The sequence below is a fragment of the Micrococcaceae bacterium Sec5.7 genome, assembly GCA_039636785.1.
Lineage (GTDB): Bacteria > Actinomycetota > Actinomycetes > Actinomycetales > Micrococcaceae > Arthrobacter.
In genome coordinates, this window is sequence record CP144169.1 from 1,652,808 (window position 1) to 1,671,024 (window position 18,217).

The 18,217-nt window shown below is 63.1% G+C and carries 17 protein-coding genes; 8 read left to right on the forward strand and 9 right to left on the reverse strand.

Annotated elements, in window-relative coordinates:
- Positions 1-54: 54 nt before the first annotated feature.
- The 6 genes from V3C33_07835 to V3C33_07860 all read left to right on the forward strand — a co-directional run bounded on the left by V3C33_07835 (position 55) and on the right by V3C33_07860 (position 4,905).
- Positions 55-678, forward strand: a complete 624-nt coding sequence (locus tag V3C33_07835; GenBank protein XAS69152.1) for a superoxide dismutase — start codon at positions 55-57, stop codon at positions 676-678.
- 267 nt (positions 679-945) lie between these two features.
- Complete coding sequence (gene gap / locus V3C33_07840; protein ID XAS69153.1) at positions 946-1,956, forward strand: type I glyceraldehyde-3-phosphate dehydrogenase; 1,011 nt, start codon at positions 946-948, stop codon at positions 1,954-1,956.
- A gap of 10 nt (positions 1,957-1,966) precedes the next feature.
- The gene (locus tag V3C33_07845; protein XAS69154.1) at positions 1,967-3,193 is read left to right on the forward strand and encodes a phosphoglycerate kinase; all 1,227 of its coding nucleotides are present in this window, start codon (positions 1,967-1,969) and stop codon (positions 3,191-3,193) included.
- A 72-nt stretch (positions 3,194-3,265) separates the two neighbouring features.
- Entirely contained in the window at positions 3,266-4,081 is an 816-nt protein-coding gene (tpiA, locus tag V3C33_07850; protein ID XAS69155.1) for a triose-phosphate isomerase, read from the forward strand.
- A gap of 49 nt (positions 4,082-4,130) precedes the next feature.
- Positions 4,131-4,388: a preprotein translocase subunit SecG gene (secG, locus tag V3C33_07855; protein ID XAS69156.1), complete on the forward strand. Its 258-nt coding sequence runs from the start codon at positions 4,131-4,133 to the stop codon at positions 4,386-4,388.
- Positions 4,389-4,509: 121 nt separating this feature from the next.
- On the forward strand, positions 4,510-4,905 hold the full coding sequence (locus tag V3C33_07860; protein ID XAS69157.1) for an RNA polymerase-binding protein RbpA: 396 nt from the start codon (positions 4,510-4,512) through the stop codon (positions 4,903-4,905).
- On the opposite strand, the gene pgl is transcribed toward V3C33_07860, so the two are convergent.
- Genes pgl through tkt form a run of 6 tightly spaced genes read right to left on the reverse strand, consistent with a single transcriptional unit; the run spans position 4,858 to position 13,086 of the window.
- A complete protein-coding gene (gene pgl, locus V3C33_07865) occupies positions 4,858-5,676 on the reverse strand; it encodes a 6-phosphogluconolactonase (GenBank protein XAS69158.1) in 819 nt (272 codons plus the stop codon). The two genes, V3C33_07860 and pgl, sit on opposite strands and share 48 nt — an antisense overlap.
- A complete protein-coding gene (locus tag V3C33_07870) occupies positions 5,666-6,607 on the reverse strand; it encodes a glucose-6-phosphate dehydrogenase assembly protein OpcA (protein XAS69159.1) in 942 nt (313 codons plus the stop codon). The genes pgl and V3C33_07870 overlap by 11 nt, the downstream gene beginning before the upstream one ends.
- Entirely contained in the window at positions 6,604-8,163 is a 1,560-nt protein-coding gene (zwf, locus tag V3C33_07875; GenBank protein ID XAS69160.1) for a glucose-6-phosphate dehydrogenase, read from the reverse strand. Before zwf ends, V3C33_07870 begins: the two co-directional genes overlap by 4 nt.
- A gap of 15 nt (positions 8,164-8,178) precedes the next feature.
- On the reverse strand, positions 8,179-9,813 hold the full coding sequence (locus tag V3C33_07880; GenBank protein ID XAS69161.1) for a glucose-6-phosphate isomerase: 1,635 nt from the start codon (positions 9,811-9,813) through the stop codon (positions 8,179-8,181).
- Between the two features lie 5 nt (positions 9,814-9,818).
- Positions 9,819-10,937, reverse strand: coding sequence for a transaldolase (gene tal / locus V3C33_07885; protein ID XAS69162.1), 1,119 nt, complete (start codon positions 10,935-10,937; stop codon positions 9,819-9,821).
- Between the two features lie 31 nt (positions 10,938-10,968).
- On the reverse strand, positions 10,969-13,086 hold the full coding sequence (gene tkt, locus V3C33_07890; protein XAS69690.1) for a transketolase: 2,118 nt from the start codon (positions 13,084-13,086) through the stop codon (positions 10,969-10,971).
- A gap of 499 nt (positions 13,087-13,585) precedes the next feature.
- Here tkt and V3C33_07895 point away from each other — a divergent pair, with 499 nt between their 5' ends.
- Positions 13,586-14,551: a heme o synthase gene (locus V3C33_07895; protein ID XAS69163.1), complete on the forward strand. Its 966-nt coding sequence runs from the start codon at positions 13,586-13,588 to the stop codon at positions 14,549-14,551.
- A 15-nt stretch (positions 14,552-14,566) separates the two neighbouring features.
- Positions 14,567-15,451, forward strand: a complete 885-nt coding sequence (locus V3C33_07900) for a dihydrodipicolinate synthase family protein (protein XAS69164.1) — start codon at positions 14,567-14,569, stop codon at positions 15,449-15,451.
- A gap of 19 nt (positions 15,452-15,470) precedes the next feature.
- Here the strand turns inward: V3C33_07900 and V3C33_07905 are convergent, their stop codons facing one another.
- The 3 genes from V3C33_07905 to V3C33_07915 are packed head-to-tail and all read right to left on the reverse strand — an operon-like array spanning position 15,471 to position 18,146.
- Positions 15,471-16,415 carry a COX15/CtaA family protein gene (locus tag V3C33_07905; GenBank protein ID XAS69165.1) on the reverse strand — a complete coding sequence of 315 codons (945 nt, stop codon included), beginning with the start codon at positions 16,413-16,415 and terminating at the stop codon, positions 15,471-15,473.
- A gap of 7 nt (positions 16,416-16,422) precedes the next feature.
- Positions 16,423-17,181, reverse strand: a complete 759-nt coding sequence (locus tag V3C33_07910) for an ABC transporter permease (GenBank protein ID XAS69166.1) — start codon at positions 17,179-17,181, stop codon at positions 16,423-16,425.
- Positions 17,178-18,146, reverse strand: a complete 969-nt coding sequence (locus V3C33_07915) for an ABC transporter ATP-binding protein (GenBank protein XAS69167.1) — start codon at positions 18,144-18,146, stop codon at positions 17,178-17,180. The genes V3C33_07910 and V3C33_07915 overlap by 4 nt, the downstream gene beginning before the upstream one ends.
- Positions 18,147-18,217: the final 71 nt, after the last annotated feature.

The following is an 18,217-nucleotide window of genomic DNA, read 5'->3' on the forward strand; positions in this document are numbered from 1 at the left end:
CACAATCCGAGAGTTACCGAACCGGACAAACTGTCCACGACATTGGAGGATTTTGTGACCGAGTACGTACTGCCTGAACTCAGCTACGACTATGCAGCGCTGGAGCCCCACATCTCAGCCAGGATCATGGAGCTGCACCACAGCAAGCACCATGCTGCCTATGTGGCCGGAGCCAACAACGCACTGGCTCAGCTGGCCGAAGCACGTGACAAGGGCGATTTCGCCAACATCAACCGCCTGTCCAAGGATCTGGCGTTCCACACCGGCGGCCACATCAACCACTCGGTGTTCTGGCACAACCTTTCCCCGGACGGCGGAGACAAGCCGGAAGGCGGGCTGGCCGCAGCAATCGATGACGCCTTCGGTTCCTTCGACGCATTCCGTGCACACTTCAGCGCAGCGGCACTTGCCCTGCAGGGATCCGGGTGGGCTTTCCTGGCCTACGAGCCCATTGGCGGAAACCTCCTCATCGAACAGCTCTACGATCAGCAGGGCAACGTAGCAGTGGGCACCACACCTCTGCTGATGCTGGACATGTGGGAGCACGCCTTCTACCTGGACTACGTCAACGTCAAGGCTGACTACGTCAAGGCATTCTGGAACATCGTCAACTGGGCAGACGTAGCCAAGCGGTTCGAAGCTGCACGCACCAACGCCAGCGGCCTGATCACGCTCTGAACGTGATCTGCCGTACAGGCGGTTGTAACAAACCTCACATTTAGCCCGCTTTAGGCCGAATCGTGGACGGTCTGCCCCTGCACTTGCGGGGGCAGACCCCCTTAAACGTAAGATGGATCACGGAAGGCGGTCAGCCTTCAGCAATGTGGCTGGTCGCCCTCCGATCTGGTAATCATCTCTGCCCAATGGCGTGCGGGATCTGTTAGTTGGCTTTGAACGCCTGACTCAACTAAGTGTGCTTGCAAGAGCACCAAGGAGACTGAAAAAGTGACGACCCGTATTGGTATCAACGGCTTTGGCCGTATCGGACGCAACTACTTCCGCGCCGCATTGGCACAGGGAGCCGACCTCGAGATCGTTGCAGTCAACGACCTCACCAGCCCTGAAGCGCTGGCGCACCTGCTCAAGTACGACTCCGTCGGCGGACGCCTCACCCAGACTGTCGAGGTTGTCGACAGCAACATCGTGGTGGACGGCAAGTCCATCAAGGTTCTCGCTGAACGCGATCCCGCCAAGCTGCCCTGGGGCGAGCTCGGTGTCGACATCGTCATCGAATCCACCGGTTTCTTCACCAAGGCCGCCGCAGCGCAGAAGCACATTGACGCCGGCGCCAAAAAGGTCCTGATCTCCGCCCCGGCTTCCGATGAGGACATCACCATCGTGATGGGTGTCAACCACGAGCTCTACGATCCGGCTGCGCACAACATCATCTCCAACGCATCCTGCACCACCAACTGCCTCGGCCCGCTGGCCAAGGTCGTCAATGACTCCTTCGGCATTGAACGTGGCCTGATGACCACCATCCACGCCTACACCGCAGACCAGAACCTGCAGGACGGCCCGCATTCCGATCTCCGCCGTGCGCGTGCTGCCGGCATCAACATGGTCCCCACCTCCACCGGCGCGGCCAAGGCAATCGGCCTGGTCCTGCCGGAGCTGAAGGGCAAGCTGGACGGCTACGCCATCCGCGTGCCCGTCCCCACCGGTTCCGCCACTGACCTGACGGTCACGGTTTCGCGCGAGGTCACCGTCGCGGAAGTCAACGCCGCACTCAAGGCGGCGTCCGAGTCGGTGGAACTCAAGGGCATCCTGAGCTACACCGACGAACCGATCGTCTCCTCGGACATCGTTGGCGATCCGGCCTCGTCGATCTTCGACTCCGGCCTCACCAAGGTGATCGGCAACCAGGTCAAGGTTGTTTCCTGGTATGACAACGAATGGGGCTACTCCAACCGGCTCGTGGATCTCACGGAGCTCGTCGCATCCAAGCTGGGCTAGGGTTAGAGACATGACATTCCACACCCTCAACGAACTGATCGCTGAAGGTGTCCGCGGGCGGTACATTCTTGTCAGAAGTGACCTGAATGTGCCGCTCGACGGCTCTACAGTGACTGACGACGGCCGCATCAAAGCCTCTCTGCCAGTGCTGGGAAAGCTCACGGACGCCGGTGCCCGCGTGCTGGTAACAGCACACCTGGGACGCCCCAAGGGCGCACCAGAAGACAAGTACTCCCTGAAGCCCGCCGTCGCACGCTTGGCCGAGCTGGCCGGATTCAAGGTCAGCCTGGCGCAGGACACAGTCGGCAGCTCGGCAAAGGAGCTCGCATCCTCGCTGCAGGACGGCGAAGTACTGGTTCTGGAGAACGTGCGTTTCGACGCGCGCGAAACCAGCAAGGACGACGACCAGCGCGGCGGGTTCGCCGATGAACTGGTGGCCCTGACGGGCAGTAACGGAGCGTTTGTTGATGACGCTTTCGGTGCGGTGCACCGCAAGCATGCCAGCGTATACGACGTCGCCACCCGGCTTCCGTCGTACCAAGGCGACCTCGTCCACACCGAAGTCGAGGTGCTGCGCAAGCTCACGGCTGATACGCAGCGGCCCTACGTGGTGGTTCTTGGCGGTTCAAAGGTTTCGGACAAGCTGGCGGTCATCGACAACCTGATCGGCAAGGCCGACACCATACTGGTTGGCGGCGGCATGCTCTTCACCTTCCTTGCAGCCGAGGGCCACAAGGTAGCAGGCAGCCTGCTGGAAGAGGACCAGATCCCGGTAGTCCAGGATTATCTGCGGCGTGCCGCGGACGCGGGCACTGAGTTTGTGGTTCCCACTGACGTTGTGGTTGCTGCCAGGTTCGCCGCGGACGCAGACCACGAGACCGTCAGAGCCGAAGCAATCGAAAGCAGCAGCTTCGGGGCGCAGGGCATCGGTCTGGACATCGGGCCTGATTCCGCAAAGACATTTGCTGAGCGGATCAGAGACGCAAAAACCGTGTTCTGGAACGGACCCATGGGTGTCTTCGAATTTGAGGCATTCGCCGGCGGCACCCGTGCTGTGGCAAAGGCACTGACTGAAGTCGACGCCTTCACCGTGGTGGGTGGCGGGGATTCCGCGGCCGCGGTGCGTTCGCTCGGCTTTGCCGATGACCAGTTCGGACACATTTCCACTGGCGGAGGCGCCAGCCTGGAATACCTTGAAGGCAAGGAACTCCCCGGCCTGAGCGTCCTGGACCGCTAAGTACTGCAGCCGGCAGGGTGCCTGAGGGCACCCTGCCGGCTCTTCACATAACAAGCACTTTTTGGAGAACACATGACCACGTCAACGAACGGCACTTTTGACCGCACGCCTTTCATCGCGGGCAACTGGAAGATGAACATGGACCATGTCCAGGGCATCACCCTCCTGCAGAAACTGGCCTGGACCCTGTCTGACGCCAAGCACGACTACAACCGCGTGGAGGTTGCTGTCTTTCCGCCGTTTACGGACCTCCGCGGTGTGCAGACCCTGGTCCAGGGCGATGAACTGAGCATCGCCTATGGTGGCCAGGACCTGTCCCAGTTCGACTCCGGCGCCTATACCGGTGATACTTCGGGCCAGTTCCTCAACAAGCTGGGTTGCAAATACGCGCTGGTGGGCCACAGCGAACGCCGGACCATCCACAACGAAACCGATGACGTCCTGAACGCCAAGGTCAACGCCGCCTACCGGCACGGAGTCACCCCTGTTCTGTGCGTCGGCGAGGGTCTCGAGATCCGGCAAGCCGCCACCCATGTGGAGCACACACTCAAGCAGCTGCGCACAGCTGTTGCCGGCCTCACCGCCGAGCAGGCCGCCAAGCTGGTGGTGGCGTACGAGCCCGTTTGGGCTATCGGAACCGGCGAAGTTGCCGGGCCGGACGACGCTCAGGAAATGTGCGCCGCGATCCGTGCGGAACTCGTTGAGCTGTTTGATGGCGACGTTGCGGCCAAGGTCCGGCTGCTCTACGGTGGTTCGGTCAAGGCCAACAATGTTGCGGCCATCCTGAACGAAGCCGACGTCGACGGCGTGTTGGTTGGCGGGGCAAGCCTTGATCCAGCGGAGTTTGCTAATATTGTCAGGTTCGAGAGTCACCTGCTGACGGATTAGTCCGGACACAGCCGGGACTCCCGCCATTCCAATCTTCTGAAAGGCCGTCGTGGACGTTCTTCATGTCATTCTGCAGATTCTCCTGGGCATCACCAGCCTTCTGCTGACTTTTCTTATCCTCCTCCATAAAGGACGGGGTGGCGGTCTGTCGGACATGTTCGGTGGCGGTATGAGCTCCGGCCTGAGTTCGTCCGGTGTGGCAGAACGGAACCTGAACAGGTTTACTGTCATCCTCGGTATCACCTGGGGCGTTGTGATCATCGCATTGGGTCTGCTGATGCGCTTCACCTCAGGCGGCGATTCATAGGGGAATTTGCCCCGGATTCGCCTGTCTGCCAGGTCGTGGCACTGCCGCCATCGGGGATTCCGAACTAAACTGTGGCTGTTGGCCTCCAACAGCCGGTAAGTCCAGTAGCCAGGAGTTCCCTATGGTGCATACTGCATCAGGATTCCGTGGCACCCGTGTGGGTGCCACGGAAGGATCAGGTCCGAAAAACCAGCCCGATGAGATCGTCGGCGAGCGGTTGCCGCGTATTCGTGTTTCCTATTGGTGCGCCAAAGGACACGAGACGCGGCCTGTTTTTGTTAAGCTGCCGGAGAGCCAGATCCCTGTCCTTTGGGACTGCCGCAGGTGCGGAGGGCAGGCGTCGAGGAACAACGACGATTCGGCACTGCGGGAACCAGCCGACGAAGGCTTCAAGAGCCATCTGGAATATGTTAAAGAACGGCGCTCCAGCCAGGACGCCGAGGACCTTCTGGCCGGAGCGCTCGAAAAACTACGAGCCCGCAGACTCGTTGCGGACGAGCTGCTCCGGGACACGTGAGGCTGCGTTTTCGTCGATGAGCCACAGTGTCCGGGACCGGCCTGACGGACCGGACGCCGGAACCTGAACCGGATTGGCACCAGCAAGGGCCAGGCCTACAGCGCCGGCCTTGTCTTCGCCGGCCACTACCATCCACACTTCAGCAGCCGTGTTGATGGCTGGAAGTGTCAGCGAAATGCGCTCCGATGGCGGTTTGGGTGAATTGCGGACGCCCACTACCGTGAGCTCTTTTTCCCGGATTCCGCCCTGCTCGGGGAAGAGCGATGCTATATGTGCGTCCGGGCCGACTCCCAAAAGCACCACATCGAAACGGGGAAGGGTTCCCGGGTTTTCCGGTCGGTCGTCCGAGGTATCGGCAGAATGCTCGGCCTGGGCAGCTTCGCTGAGCCTGCGGGCGTAATCCGCGGCCGCTTCTTCAGGACTGCCAAAATCGTCGGTGGAACCCGGTTCGTGCACACGGGCCGGATCAACCGCAATGTGGGACAGCAGTGCCCCCCGGGCCTGGCCCGTGTTGCGGTCGGCATCGCCGGCCGCAACAAAGCGCTCATCGCCCCACCAGAAGTTCACCTTTGACCAATCGACGGCGGGAGCCGCCGGGGAGTCCGCGACAGCCTTCAGCGTTCCGATGCCCACGGTACCCCCGGTCAGCACCACCGTGGCCTCGCCGTGTTTGTCCTGGACATCCACCAGTTTGGTGATCAGCCGGGCCGCAATGGCGGCCATCAGTACGGAGGAATCAGGGTGGATGCTTACTCTGGGTTCAACGCTCACTGGGACGGACGCTCCTTAGATTGGTTCGTGGCAGTCCAATAGTAATCACTTCGCCGAACACCTCGTCGGGATCCAGCCGGCGCAGTTCTTCGGCCAGACAGTCACGCAGGCTGCGACGCGGAAGAGAAATCCGCTGCGCAGGTTGACCCGGCTGGGTCAGTTCGGCCACGGAGAGCCCGGGGCGGAACAGCTGCACGTCGCCGCTGGCCCGGGTGAGACGGACACGCCGGATTCCTGTACCGGCCGGATCCGCGACAATCGTGACGGGAGCATCAAGTGCCAGCGTAAGCCAGGCCGCCAGCAGGATGGTGCTGGGGGAGTCGGAGGCCCCTTCAACGGCCACTGCCGTCACCGGAGACGAATCCACCTGGTCCAGCACGGCAGCCAGCTGGATGCGCCAGTTGGTCAACCTGGTCCAGGCGAGGTCCGTGTCACCGGCCTTGTATGTTTTGCGGATGTTCTCCAGGGCCTGTTGGGGATCGGCCTCGTTGGCCGAGTCTGTGATCCGGCGGTGTGCGATCCGTCCGATCGACGTGTCGCAGGCACTCTGCGGCGCGCCGTGGGGCCACCAGGCCACGATCGGTGCATCCGGCAGCAGGAGAGCGGCCACGAGAGACTCGCTTTCATGAGCCAGCTCACCGAAACCGCGCAGCAGAATGACCTCCGAGGCGCCGGCGTCGCCGCCCACGCGGATCTGGGCGTCAAGTTTATCCGGTGCCTTGGAGCCGGCATCAGCCAGCACAATGATCCGGCAGGGATGTTCACGGCTGGCCTCGTTGGCTGCCTCGATCGCTTCCTCTTCCAGCCCGGACTTGGTCACAACCACGAGGGTAAGCACACGGCCAAGGGCTATAACGCCGCCCTGCTCGCGCAGGGACATTATCTTTTTAGAGATCTTGGAGGTTGTGGTGTCGGGAAGATCTACAATCATGGCCTTCTCCAGGTTCGTCCGTCACGGGCAAGGAGTTCGTCGGCCGAGGCAGGCCCCCAGCTTCCGGGAGCATAGGGGTCGGGCTGTTCGGCCAGGCCCGCCCAGTAGTCTTCGAAGGGGTCCAGGATCTTCCAGGAGAGTTCGACCTCCTGGTGCCGGGGGAACAGCGGGGGCTCGCCCAGCAGCACATCCAGTATCAGACGCTCGTAGGCTTCCGGGCTGGACTCGGTAAACGAGTGGCCGTAGCCGAAGTCCATGGTGACATCGCGCACTTCCATCTGGGTGCCGGGAACCTTGGATCCGAAACGGATGGTGGCACCTTCGTCAGGCTGCACCCGGATCACCACGGCGTTCTGGCCGAAGTCGTCCTCGCTGTGATCCAGGAAGAGCAAGTTGGGAGCACGCTTGAACACCACCGCGATCTCAGTGACACGGCGCCCCAGCCGCTTGCCGGCACGCAGATAGAACGGCACGCCGTTCCAGCGCCGGGTGTTGATGTCAACGCGGATCGCAGCGAACGTCTCGGTGGTCGAATCGGCCGGAATGCCGTCTTCCTCGAGGTAGCCCTGGACCTGTTCGCCGCCCTGCCAGCCGCCGGCGAACTGGCCGCGGGCAGAGTGCGACGACAGATCATCCGGAAGCTTGACGGCAGCCAGGACCTTTTCCTTTTCGGCTCGGAGATCATCTGCGTTGAAGGAGATGGGTTCTTCCATGGCGGTGAGAGCCAGCAGCTGCAGCAAGTGGTTCTGGATGACGTCACGCGCTGCACCCACGCCGTCGTAGTACCCGGCACGTCCACCGGTTCCGATGTCCTCGGCCATGGTGATCTGGACGTGGTCCACGTAGTTGGCGTTCCACAGCGGCTCGAACAGCTGGTTGGCGAAGCGCAGTGCCAGAATGTTCTGCACCGTCTCCTTGCCGAGGTAGTGGTCGATCCGGAAGACAGCGTCCGGCGGGAAAACCGACTCCACGATGTCGTTAAGCTGCCGCGCGGACTCCAGATCGTTTCCGAAAGGCTTCTCAATCACCACCCGGCGCCACTTGTCACCGTCGGCCTGCGCCAGTCCATGCTTGGACAGCTGCCGGCACACCAGCTCGAATGCCTTGGGCGGAATGGACAGGTAAAACGCATGGTTCCCGCGCGTTCCGCGGTGCTCATCAAGTTCGGCGATAGTGTCACCAAGCCGCTCAAAGGCGGCATCGTCGTCGAACTCTCCCTCAACGAAACGGATGCCCTCAGACAACTGGTTCCAGACCGCTTCATCGAACGGGGTCCGTGAATAGGCCTTGACGGCCTCTTTGACTTCCGCCGCGAAGTCCTCGTTGTCCCACTGCCGCCGTGCGAAGCCCACCAGAGCAAAGCTGGGCGGCAGCAGCCCGCGGTTGGCGAGATCGTAGACGGCGGGCATGAGCTTCTTGCGTGCGAGGTCGCCCGTCACCCCGAAGAGGACAAGCGATGAGGGACCGGCGATCCGGTTCAGACGGCGGTCACGCGGATCCCGGAGCGGGTTACGCCCCCGGGAGGCCGGCTTTCTGCCGTTTTCAGTTTCTGGCATGGTTGCTTCGGTGCCTTAACTTTCAGGGGCGGATGCTGCCTGGCCGGCAAGCGCTGAGACGATTTCCTGCAGCTGGACAACACCGGCGGCGCGGTCAGTCAGGTGCAGGCGGAGAACGGGACGTCCGTGTTCGCTGAGGACCTGCGCATCGCCGGCAGCCTGTGCGGAGATCAGTTCGCCGAACGTGAACGGACGGTCCGGGATGGCAAGATCTTCGGCGGATGACGCAGTGACCTGGAGGAACACGCCGATTGCCGGTCCGCCCTTGTGGAACTGCCCCGTGGAATGGAGGAAGCGCGGGCCCCAGCCGAAGGTGACCGGACGGCCGCTGACTACCGCAAGCTGATCCCGGATACCCCCAAGCGGCGCGTACGCCAGCCGGTCGAAATAAACCTGGACACTGAGGTAGCTGTCAGCGGCAAGTTCGGCGAGCAGCGATGACAGGGCTGCCGAAACCGTCGGGGAATCACCAAGCCATTCGCCGCCGCGGATCTCGATGGCGCCGTCCACAAAGGCTGCGGGGCCAGGTTCCGGCTGGGCGTCCAGCAGACCGCGGGCGGCCACTTTCGCGGCTTCGACGTCTGGCTGGTCAAACGGGTTGATGCCCAGCAGTCGGCCGGCCACGGCCGTGGCAAATTCCCACACCATCATCTGGGTGGCCAGCCCGCCGGCAATGGCAACTTCGTTTTCACCAAGTTCGACGTCGGCGTCCGCGGCAACCAGCCGCACCACCAGGATGTCCGTGGCGCCGGAGGAAACCTCCGGCGATGCCGGACCGGCCACCACCGGCAGGACGCCGGTGCCGAGCTTGCCGGTGGATTCGGCGATGAGCTGTTCAGCCCAATCAGCGAAGCCCACGATGCCGGAGCCGTTCTCGGCGATCACAATCTTGTTGCGCAGCGGATTGGTTCCGCCCAGGGCCGTTCCGAGGGCCAGGCCGATGTTCTCCGGGGCGTCCTCGTTCAGGATTTCGGCCGCTTCTTCGGCTTCGTCCAGGAAAGCCTGGATGTCCACGCCAGCCAGGCCGGAAGGCACCAGCCCGAACGCAGTGAGGGCCGAATAGCGTCCGCCGACGTTCGGATCCGCGTTGAAAACGGCCCGGTAGCCGGCTTCCCTGGACGCTTTGTCCAACGGTGAACCCGGATCGGTGACGATGATGATCCGGCTCTTGGCATCGATTCCGGCCTCGTTGAACGCATGTTCGAAGACCCGCCGCTGCGAATCTGTTTCCAGAGTGGAACCCGACTTGGAGGAGACCACGATTGCGGTCTCTTCCAGCCGGTCAGCAAGGGCAGCGCTGACCTGTTCGGGGTCAGTGCTGTCCAGCACGGTCAGCTCTACGCCGGCGGTACCGGCGATGACCTCGGGAGCAAGTGAGGAGCCGCCCATGCCGCAAAGGACAATACGGGTGACGCCTTCAGCCTTCAGGGCATCCCGGAGCTCCAGGATGCCGTCCACGAGCGGCTGCGAGACGGCTGCGGCCTCGACCCAGCCGAGGCGGACGGCCGATTCGGATTCTGCATCGGGGCCCCACAGCGTGTGGTCCTTGGCGAAAATCCTCGTGGCAATGCGGTCCTGCACCAGAGCGGGGAGGTGCTGCTCAAGGGCCTTCCGGGCAGCGCCCGTGGCGTCGTAGCTGAGAGTGGCCATGTGGACTAGGAGTCCTTCCGTGCAGAGGCGAGGGCGCCCTCGACGTCAGCCAGCAATTCCTTCCAGCTGGCCACAAACTTGTCCAGGCCTTCGGATTCCAGCACGGCCACAACTTCGTTATACGAGATGCCCAGGGCGTCAAGTGCATTCAGCGTTGCGTTGGCATCGTTGTAGCCGCCGGTGACGGTGTCTCCGGTGACGGTGCCGTGGTCAAACGCGGCCTCGAGAGTCTTCTCAGGCATGGTGTTCACCACGGCGGGTGCCACGAGTTCCGTGACGTACAGAGTGTCCGGGTATGCCGGATCCTTAACGCCTGTGGAGGCCCAGAGCGGACGCTGGGGGAGTGCACCGGCTTCGGCCAGCACCGCCCAGCGTTCGGTTGAGAAAAGCTCTTCGTGGACCTGGTACGCGAGACGGGCGTTGGCAATGCCTGCCTTGCCCTTGAGGCCCTTGGCTTCATCGGTGCCGATGGCGTCAAGGCGCTTGTCGATCTCGGAGTCAACGCGGGATACGAAGAACGACGCCACTGAGTGGATAGTGGAGAGGTCGTGGCCGTTCTCCTTGGCCTGCTCCAGTCCGCTCTGGAATGCGTTGATGACGGCGCGGTAGCGCTCAAGGGAGAAGATCAGGGTCACGTTGACGCTGATGCCCTCGGCCAGCGTGGCCGTGATGGCCCCGAGGCCTTCAAGGGTTGCCGGAATCTTGATGTGGACGTTGTCCTTGTTCACCTTGGCGTGCAGGTGCTTGGCTTCGGCAATAGTGCCGGCGGTGTCCCAGGCGAGGCGGGGATCCACCTCGATGGAGACGCGGCCGTCAACACCCTTGGATGCAGCCGCAACAGGTGCGAACAGCTCACAGGCATCGGCTACGTCAGTGGTAGTGATCTCGAAGATCGTCTCTTCGAGGCTTGCGCCCTTTGCTGCGAGTTCGGCGATCTTGCCATCGTAGTAGTGGCCCGTGGTGATCGCTGCGTGGAAGATGCTGGGGTTCGTGGTGACACCGACAACGTTCTTTTCATCAATCAGCTTCTGCAGGCTGCCGCTGGACAGCCTTTCGCGGGAGAGGTCATCGAGCCAGATGGATACGCCGGCGTCGGAGAGCTGCTGTGTGGGAGTTGTAGTCATTTAAAATCTCCTAGAAACTGGTGGGTGCGTGTCAGGACTGGAGTCCGGCGAGGGATTCCTTGGCGGCGGCGGCAACTGCTGCTGCTGTGATGCCGAATTCCTGGAAGAGGCGTTTGTAGTCCGCTGAGGCGCCGTAGTGCTCGAGGCTGACGGAGCGTCCGGCGTCGCCGACGAATTCGCGCCAGCCCAGAGCCAGGCCGGCCTCGACGGAGACACGGGCCTTCACTGCTGCAGGCAATACTGATTCCCGGTAGGCGGGGTCCTGCTTGGTGAACCACTCCACACAGGGCATGGAGACAACACGGGTGGGGATGCCCTCGGCCTGGAGTGCCTCCCGGGCCTTGACAGCCAGCTGCACTTCAGAGCCGGTGCCGATCAGGATTGCCCGGGCCGGGACGGTCTTGCCGTCCGCCGATGCCTCGGCGAGGACGTAGCCGCCCTTCGCAACTCCTGCGGTGGATCCGAAGACATCGCCGTCGGCCGGGCCTTCGCCCCGCGCATAAGTGGGGATGTTCTGGCGGGTCAGGACAATACCGGCCGGGTTTTCGTGGTTCTGAAGCATGGTCTTCCATGCCGCGGAGACTTCGTTGGCGTCTCCGGGGCGGACCACGTCCAGGCCCGGGATGGCGCGCAGTGACGCGAGCTGCTCCACTGGCTGGTGCGTGGGGCCGTCTTCGCCGAGGCCGATGGAGTCGTGGGTCCAGACGTACAGGGACGGGACGCCCATCAGCGCGCCGAGGCGGATGGCCGGGCGCTGGTAGTCGCTGAAGATCAGGAACGTGCCGGAGAACGCGCGGGTCCGGCCGTGGAGGCTGATCCCGTTCACGATCGAAGCGGCGGCGTGCTCACGGATGCCGAAGTGCAGCACCCGCCCGTACGGGTTCCCGGACCAGGCGTCGGTCTGCCTTGACGCCGGGATGAACGAGGGTGAACCCTCGATGGTGGTGTTGTTGGACTCGGCGAGGTCAGCGGAGCCGCCCCACAGTTCCGGCATGACCGGGCCCAGTGCGTTGAGGACCTTGCCCGATGCTGCACGGGTGGAGACGTCCTTGCCGGCCGCGAAAACGGGCAGGGCGCCATCCATCCCGGCCGGAAGCTCGCGGGCCTCCACACGCTCGAGCAGGCCGGCAGCCTCAGGGTTGGCGGACTGCCAGGCGGTGAATGACTCTTCCCATTCCTTGCGTGCGGCGGAGCCGCGGTCCACCACGGCGCGGGCGTGGGCCAGGACGTCTTCGTCGACGTCGAAGGACTTGGCAGGGTCGAAGCCCAGCACCTTCTTGAGTCCTGCGACTTCCTCGGCGCCCAGGGCGGAACCGTGGATCTTGCCCGTATTCTGCTTCTTCGGCGCAGGGTAGCCGATGATGGTGCGCAGCGAAACAATGGAAGGCCTGGTGGTTTCGGCCTTAGCGGTGACCAGTGCGGAGTAAAGCTCCTGGACGTCTTCGACGTATTCACCGGTTTTGGTCCAGTCCACGCGCTGGGTATGCCAGCCGTAGGCTTCGTAGCGCTTCAGGACGTCTTCGGTGAAGGAGATGTCGGTGTCGTCTTCGATGGAGATGTGGTTCTCATCGTAGATAACAACAAGATTGCCGAGTTCCTGGTGCCCCGCGAGGGATGAGGCCTCGGAGGTGACACCCTCCTGGAGGTCGCCGTCGGAAGCGATGACCCAGATGGTGTGGTCGAACGGGCTCGCACCCTGTTCCGCTTCCGGGTCGAAGAGTCCGCGTTGGCGGCGCTGGGAGTAAGCAAAGCCGACGGATGAGGCGAGACCCTGTCCCAGCGGGCCCGTGGTGATCTCCACACCGGCAGTGTGCCGGTACTCGGGGTGCCCGGGGGTCAGCGAGCCCCAGGTGCGAAGACCCTGCAGGTCCTTCAGCTCCAGGCCGTAGCCGGAAAGGAACAGCTGGATATACAGCGTCAGCGATGTATGGCCGGGGGACAGGACAAAACGGTCGCGTCCCAGCCAGCCCGGATTCCTGGGATCGTGCCGCATCAGCTTCTGAAAGAGAAGGTACGCGGCCGGAGCCAGGCTCATGGCAGTGCCGGGGTGGCCATTGCCTACTTTTTCCACAGCATCCGCGGCCAAAATGCGGACCGTGTCAACGGCGCGCTGGTCCAAGCTGGTCCATGACAGTTCTTGCTCTTCCAAATGTGGCACGAAAACCGGGCCCCTCTCTGTGCTGACGGCAGGCGGTATGGACACGCCGATCCCGGGCACAGTTCGGTGCCCGCTGCGGTGTGTATTTACCAGCCGTTCACCATTGAAACGTTGATCTATCATTCAGTCGCAGGTGATGAGTGGGAATGCGTTTTCTGGCGAATCCCGTTGCGCGCTGATCTGCAGACAGCTTAGCTCTATTCCAAACTCCGGTCAGTGTAAATCTCACCAAATGGACTCAATTTCGCGTTTATGAATCACCTTGTCCCTCGGGCGTCGGTGAGGTTGAGTTAATCTGCGCGAATCGGCGCGTCCACGATCATGCGGGCTGAATCAGCCGCCTTATGCGGCCACCTGGCCGCGGTATGATAAGCGGAGGCCACCGGCAGACAGCGCGGGCCCCCCGGCGGGATTCCGCAGCTGTCAGATGCCGCCGTGGGGACTGAACCGTGCTGCCGATCAGCCGGGGAAAACAGCCAGACAGAACAGAGTGACTGCCAACGTGAGCACAACAGATACGCCGCTGAACGCTTCCCCGGTTATGGGGAAGGCCGGACTCGCCCGCAAGGCAAAGGCGTACTTTGCTCTCACCAAACCCCGGGTGATCGAGCTCCTGCTGGTCAGCACACTGCCCACCATGATCTACGCCGAGCGTGGATTCCCGTCTATCGGGCTGATCCTCGCCACTCTTGTGGGTGGCGCGTTCGCCGCAGGCAGCGCCGGCGTCTTCAATTGCTACCTTGACCGCGACATCGACAAACTGATGCACCGCACGGAGAAACGGCCGCTGGTCACCGGCGAGGTCACGCCCCGCGAGGCCCTTGTTTTCGCGTGGGTCCTTGGCGCGGCTGCCATTGCCATTCTCTGGTTGGGCGCCAACCCGCTGTCCGCATGGCTGGGCCTCGGGGCCATCGTTTTCTACGTCGTTATTTACACCATGATCCTGAAGCGCCGCACGGCCCAAAATATCGTGTGGGGCGGAGCGGCAGGCTGTTTCCCCGTACTGATCGCCTGGGCCGCCGTCACCAACACCGTTGAATGGCCCGCAATGGTGCTGTTCATGGTGATTTTCCTCTGGACGCCACCGCACTATTGGCCGCTGTCCATGCGCTACGGCGAGGACTACCGGAACGCCAACGTACCCATGCTCGGTGCCATTGCCGGCGCCAAGGTTGTGTCCGTCCAGGTTGTCCTCTATGCCTGGGCCATGGTGGTGTGTTCGCTGCTGCTGGTGCCGGTCGGCGGAGCGGGATGGGTCTACACCGTCACGGCCGTGCTTGCGGGGGCCTGGTTCCTCTACGAGTCACATGCCCTCCACAACCGTGCCCAGGGCGGCGACGTCTCGGATAAGGGAGCCATGAAGGTCTTCCATGGCTCCATCAGTTACCTCACGCTCCTGTTCATTGCACTCGCAGTGGATCCGTTTGTCGGTTCGTCCATCATGGGCGGCCAGTAGCCGTAGGCTGGTGCCGTGATCTTCAGCGGCCTGCTTGCCTATCCCATTACTCCTACAGACTCCGACGGTGGACTGGACCTTGATTCTTTGGGGCTTCACGTCGCGGAGTTGGCCGGCAGCGGTGTGTCCGGCATTTCCGTGCTGGGGAGCTCCGGTAGCTTTCCTTACCTGAACCGCGGTGAGCGTGCGCTGGTGGTCCGGACCGCCGTCGATGCTGCGGCCGGCCTCGTCCCCGTCATCGCCGGTGTGAGCTCTGTGGGTACGCGCGAAATTCTGGAGCATGTGGCCGACGCTGAAGCTGCCGGGGCGCAGGGCGTCCTGCTTTCCACGGTTTCCTACCACCCGCTGACGGACAAGGAAGTACTGAACCAGACGCGCATAGTGGCATCCTCCAGTGCTCTACCCATCTGCGTGTATCAGAATGTCCGCGCCACCAGATATGAATTTGCGCTGGACGTGGTGGCGGAACTCGCCGGGCTACCCACGGTGGTTGGATTCAAAGACAATGCCGCAACAGCCGGAGAATTTGCAGCACGGCAGGCAGGGCTTGCGGCAGAGGTGCCCGCCGGGTTCTCACATGGACTCAGCGGCGACCTGATGATAGCGGCCGGAACGGCCGCGACAGCCTGGCACAGCGGCCCGGCCGCGGTGGTGCCGGAGCTATACCTGGCGGTTCGTGCCGCCGTCGGTGCCGGTGATCCCGCCGCGGTGGCGGCCGCTTCCGCGCGGCTCACGTCGCTTGTGGCAGTGCTGGCCACCCTGCCCAAGGGCGCCGTGCTCCACAGCCTGGCGCGGCTCTGCGGGGTCCGGACCGGCCCACCGCGGCTGCCCCTCCTGCCCCTGGACGCCGCCGAAGAACTGACCCTTGCGCTTGCCTTGGAGGCTGCCGGAATCAGCTAGGCGCACCCGTACCTGCCAGCTACTTGAGAGGGCTGAACCGGGCAATGTCGGCGGTATTGGTGGCCGCGCTCATCAGGAGTGCCGCTCCCAACATGTGTGCGGCCACCAGCAGGGCAGGGATGCCGTTGTAGTACTGGCTGAAGCCGATGACTGCCTGAAGAACGGTGACGCCGAGCAGCAAAAACACCGAGGTCCGGAAAGGGCCTGTAACCCGCCCTGTGAGCACCATCAGGACGGCGAAGAGTGCCCCCGCGGTGATCAGGTATGCGGGGACGGCGTGGACGTGCGAAAGGAGATCCCAGTCGAGGTCGTTCCGGGGTGCATCGGCGTCACCTGCGTGAGGGCCGGCCCCGGTCACCACAACCCCGAGAGTCACCGCCACGGCGGCGAAGAATGCGACGGCGACCATCAGCGGACGCAGCACGCCAGCCAACGGGGGGAGCCTGACGGTCGCAAAACGGCCGGTCCTGCCGTAGGCCCTGTTGACCAGCAGTGTTGCGAAGACCACCAGAGCCATGGACACCAGAAAATGCAGTCCCACCACCCAGGGGTTGAGGTTCGTGAGCACCGTGACGCCGCCGATGACAGCCTGCGCCGGAATGCTGGCCAGGAGGCCCAGCGCCAGCAGAAAGAGGTCTTTGCGTTCCTTGCGGAGGTTCCACAAGTAGACAAGCATCATGGCAGCGACGGCGGCCAGAGCAAAGGTAAGCAGCCTGTTGCCGAATTCGATGAAGCCGTGGATTCCCATTTCAGGAGTGTTGAGCAGGGAGGTCTCGGTACAGCGCGGCCACGTGGGACAGCCCAGTCCGGAGGCGGTGAGCCGAACGGCACCGCCGGTCACCACCAGCAACGTCTGGCCGATCAGCGACAGCATGGCAAGGCGCCGCACCGTTGAATCGACAGTGACAGGCAGCTTGGACGTTATGCGGCTGACAATCTGGGGGAGGCGCGAAGCCGTGCTCACGTTTTTCTCAATTCCACTTGAACCAACGGATTGCTGCGGCGCCGGCGAGGACCATCCACAACAGCAGAATAAGGGCAGCGCCACCATTTACGGTGCCGTGCAGGAAAGCATCCCGCAATGCCTGGCCAAGGGCACCGGACGGCAGGTACTGGACGATGCCGTGTGCCAGGGCAGGCAGGCGCTCGGAGGGAATAACGATCCCGCCCAGCGCGCCCAGGAGTATCCAGAGGAGATTGGTGATGGCCAGGGTGGCCTCAGGTCGGACGGTTCCTGCAACCAGAAGCCCCAGCGCGGTGAAAGCGGAGGCTCCCAGTACCAGCAGGGCCAGTCCCGGCAGCCAGCCTGACCCGTCAGGCTGCCAGCCGAGGAACAGAGCTGCCCCGGCCACCACGATCACCTGCAGAGTGAGGACAGCGAGTACTGCCAGGACCTTCCCGGCGATGAGCCCGGTGCGGCCAAGAGGGGTGGTGGAAAGGAAACGGAGCACACCGTACCGGCGGTCGAAGCCGGTGGATATGCCCTGGCCGGTGAAGGCGGTGGACATGGCGCACAGCGCCAGGATGCCCGGGACTGCCACGTTGATCCGACTGGCGCCCAGCCCGTCCAGCAGGGGCGTCACAGTAAGCCCGATCAGCGTCAGGAGCGGCAGGACAATCGCCAGGATCAGTTGCTCGCCATTCCTGATCATGGTGAGGGATTCGTATTTGCCCTGCAGCAGGATCCGCTGGATAAGCGGGGCCGGCGCGCCACTGGAAGCGGCAATCATCGGATTTCCTTTCCTGAGATGTCCAGGAAGACATCTTCGAGGCTGCGCGCTTCCATACTCATGGAGCCCGGCATAACCCCTTGAGCGGCCCACCAGGCGGTCAATGCAGCAAGGTCCTGCGGTGTGAGGAGGCCGGTGGCCGAGTAGCTTCCTGCCCGGCCCTCCCTGATTTCCACACCGGCCGGAAGGACTCCGGCGAAGTCCAGACCCGGCGGCGCATCGAACAGGAGGGTGCGGACGTGCCCGGCACCGGCACCGGCCGAATGGTTGCGCTTCAGGAGCTGGGCAACGGTCCCTTCGGCAACGTTTCTGCCGGAGTCGATAATGTAGACGTAGTCGGCCAGCCGCTGAGCATCATCCATCAGATGGGTGGTCAGGATAATTCCCATTCCCGCGTCCCGGAGCTCTGAGATCAGCTCGAAGACCAGCTGCCGCGACTGCGGATCCAGGCCTGCGCTCGGTTCATCGAGAAACAACACCTCGGGATTACCGATCAGGGCGGCTGCGAGGGCCAGCCGTTGCTTCTGCCCGCCGGAGAGCCGGCGAACGTTGGTCCGGCTGAAGGTGTCAATTCCGAGCCGCTGGACAAGTTCATCCAGCGGCCGCGGGTTCAGGTACATGCCGGAAATATGCTTCAGGAGGGGGATCGGCCGGGCCGACGGCGGGAGGCCGCCGTCCTGAAGCATCACGCCCACGCGGGACCGAAGCGAAGCGCCTGCAGCTCCGGGATCTTGGCCAAGAAGGGAAATGTCCCCGGCGGTGCGCTTCTGGAGGCCCTGCGCGCATTCAATGGTGGTGGTTTTGCCGGCGCCATTGGCCCCCAGCAGTGCCGTGACCTGCCCCCGTTCGGCCACAAGGGAGACACCACTGACGATCCGGAGCATCTTGCCGTCCAGAGTGGCCAGCGGCCCAACATCCTTTATTAACCCGCTGATGGACAGTACCGGGGATTCGGGGGAACGCACCCAAGCATTCTACGTGAAGTAGTAGGAGGTCCTGTGAACGCCATTGTGACTGCAGGTCAGCCTTGCCTTAC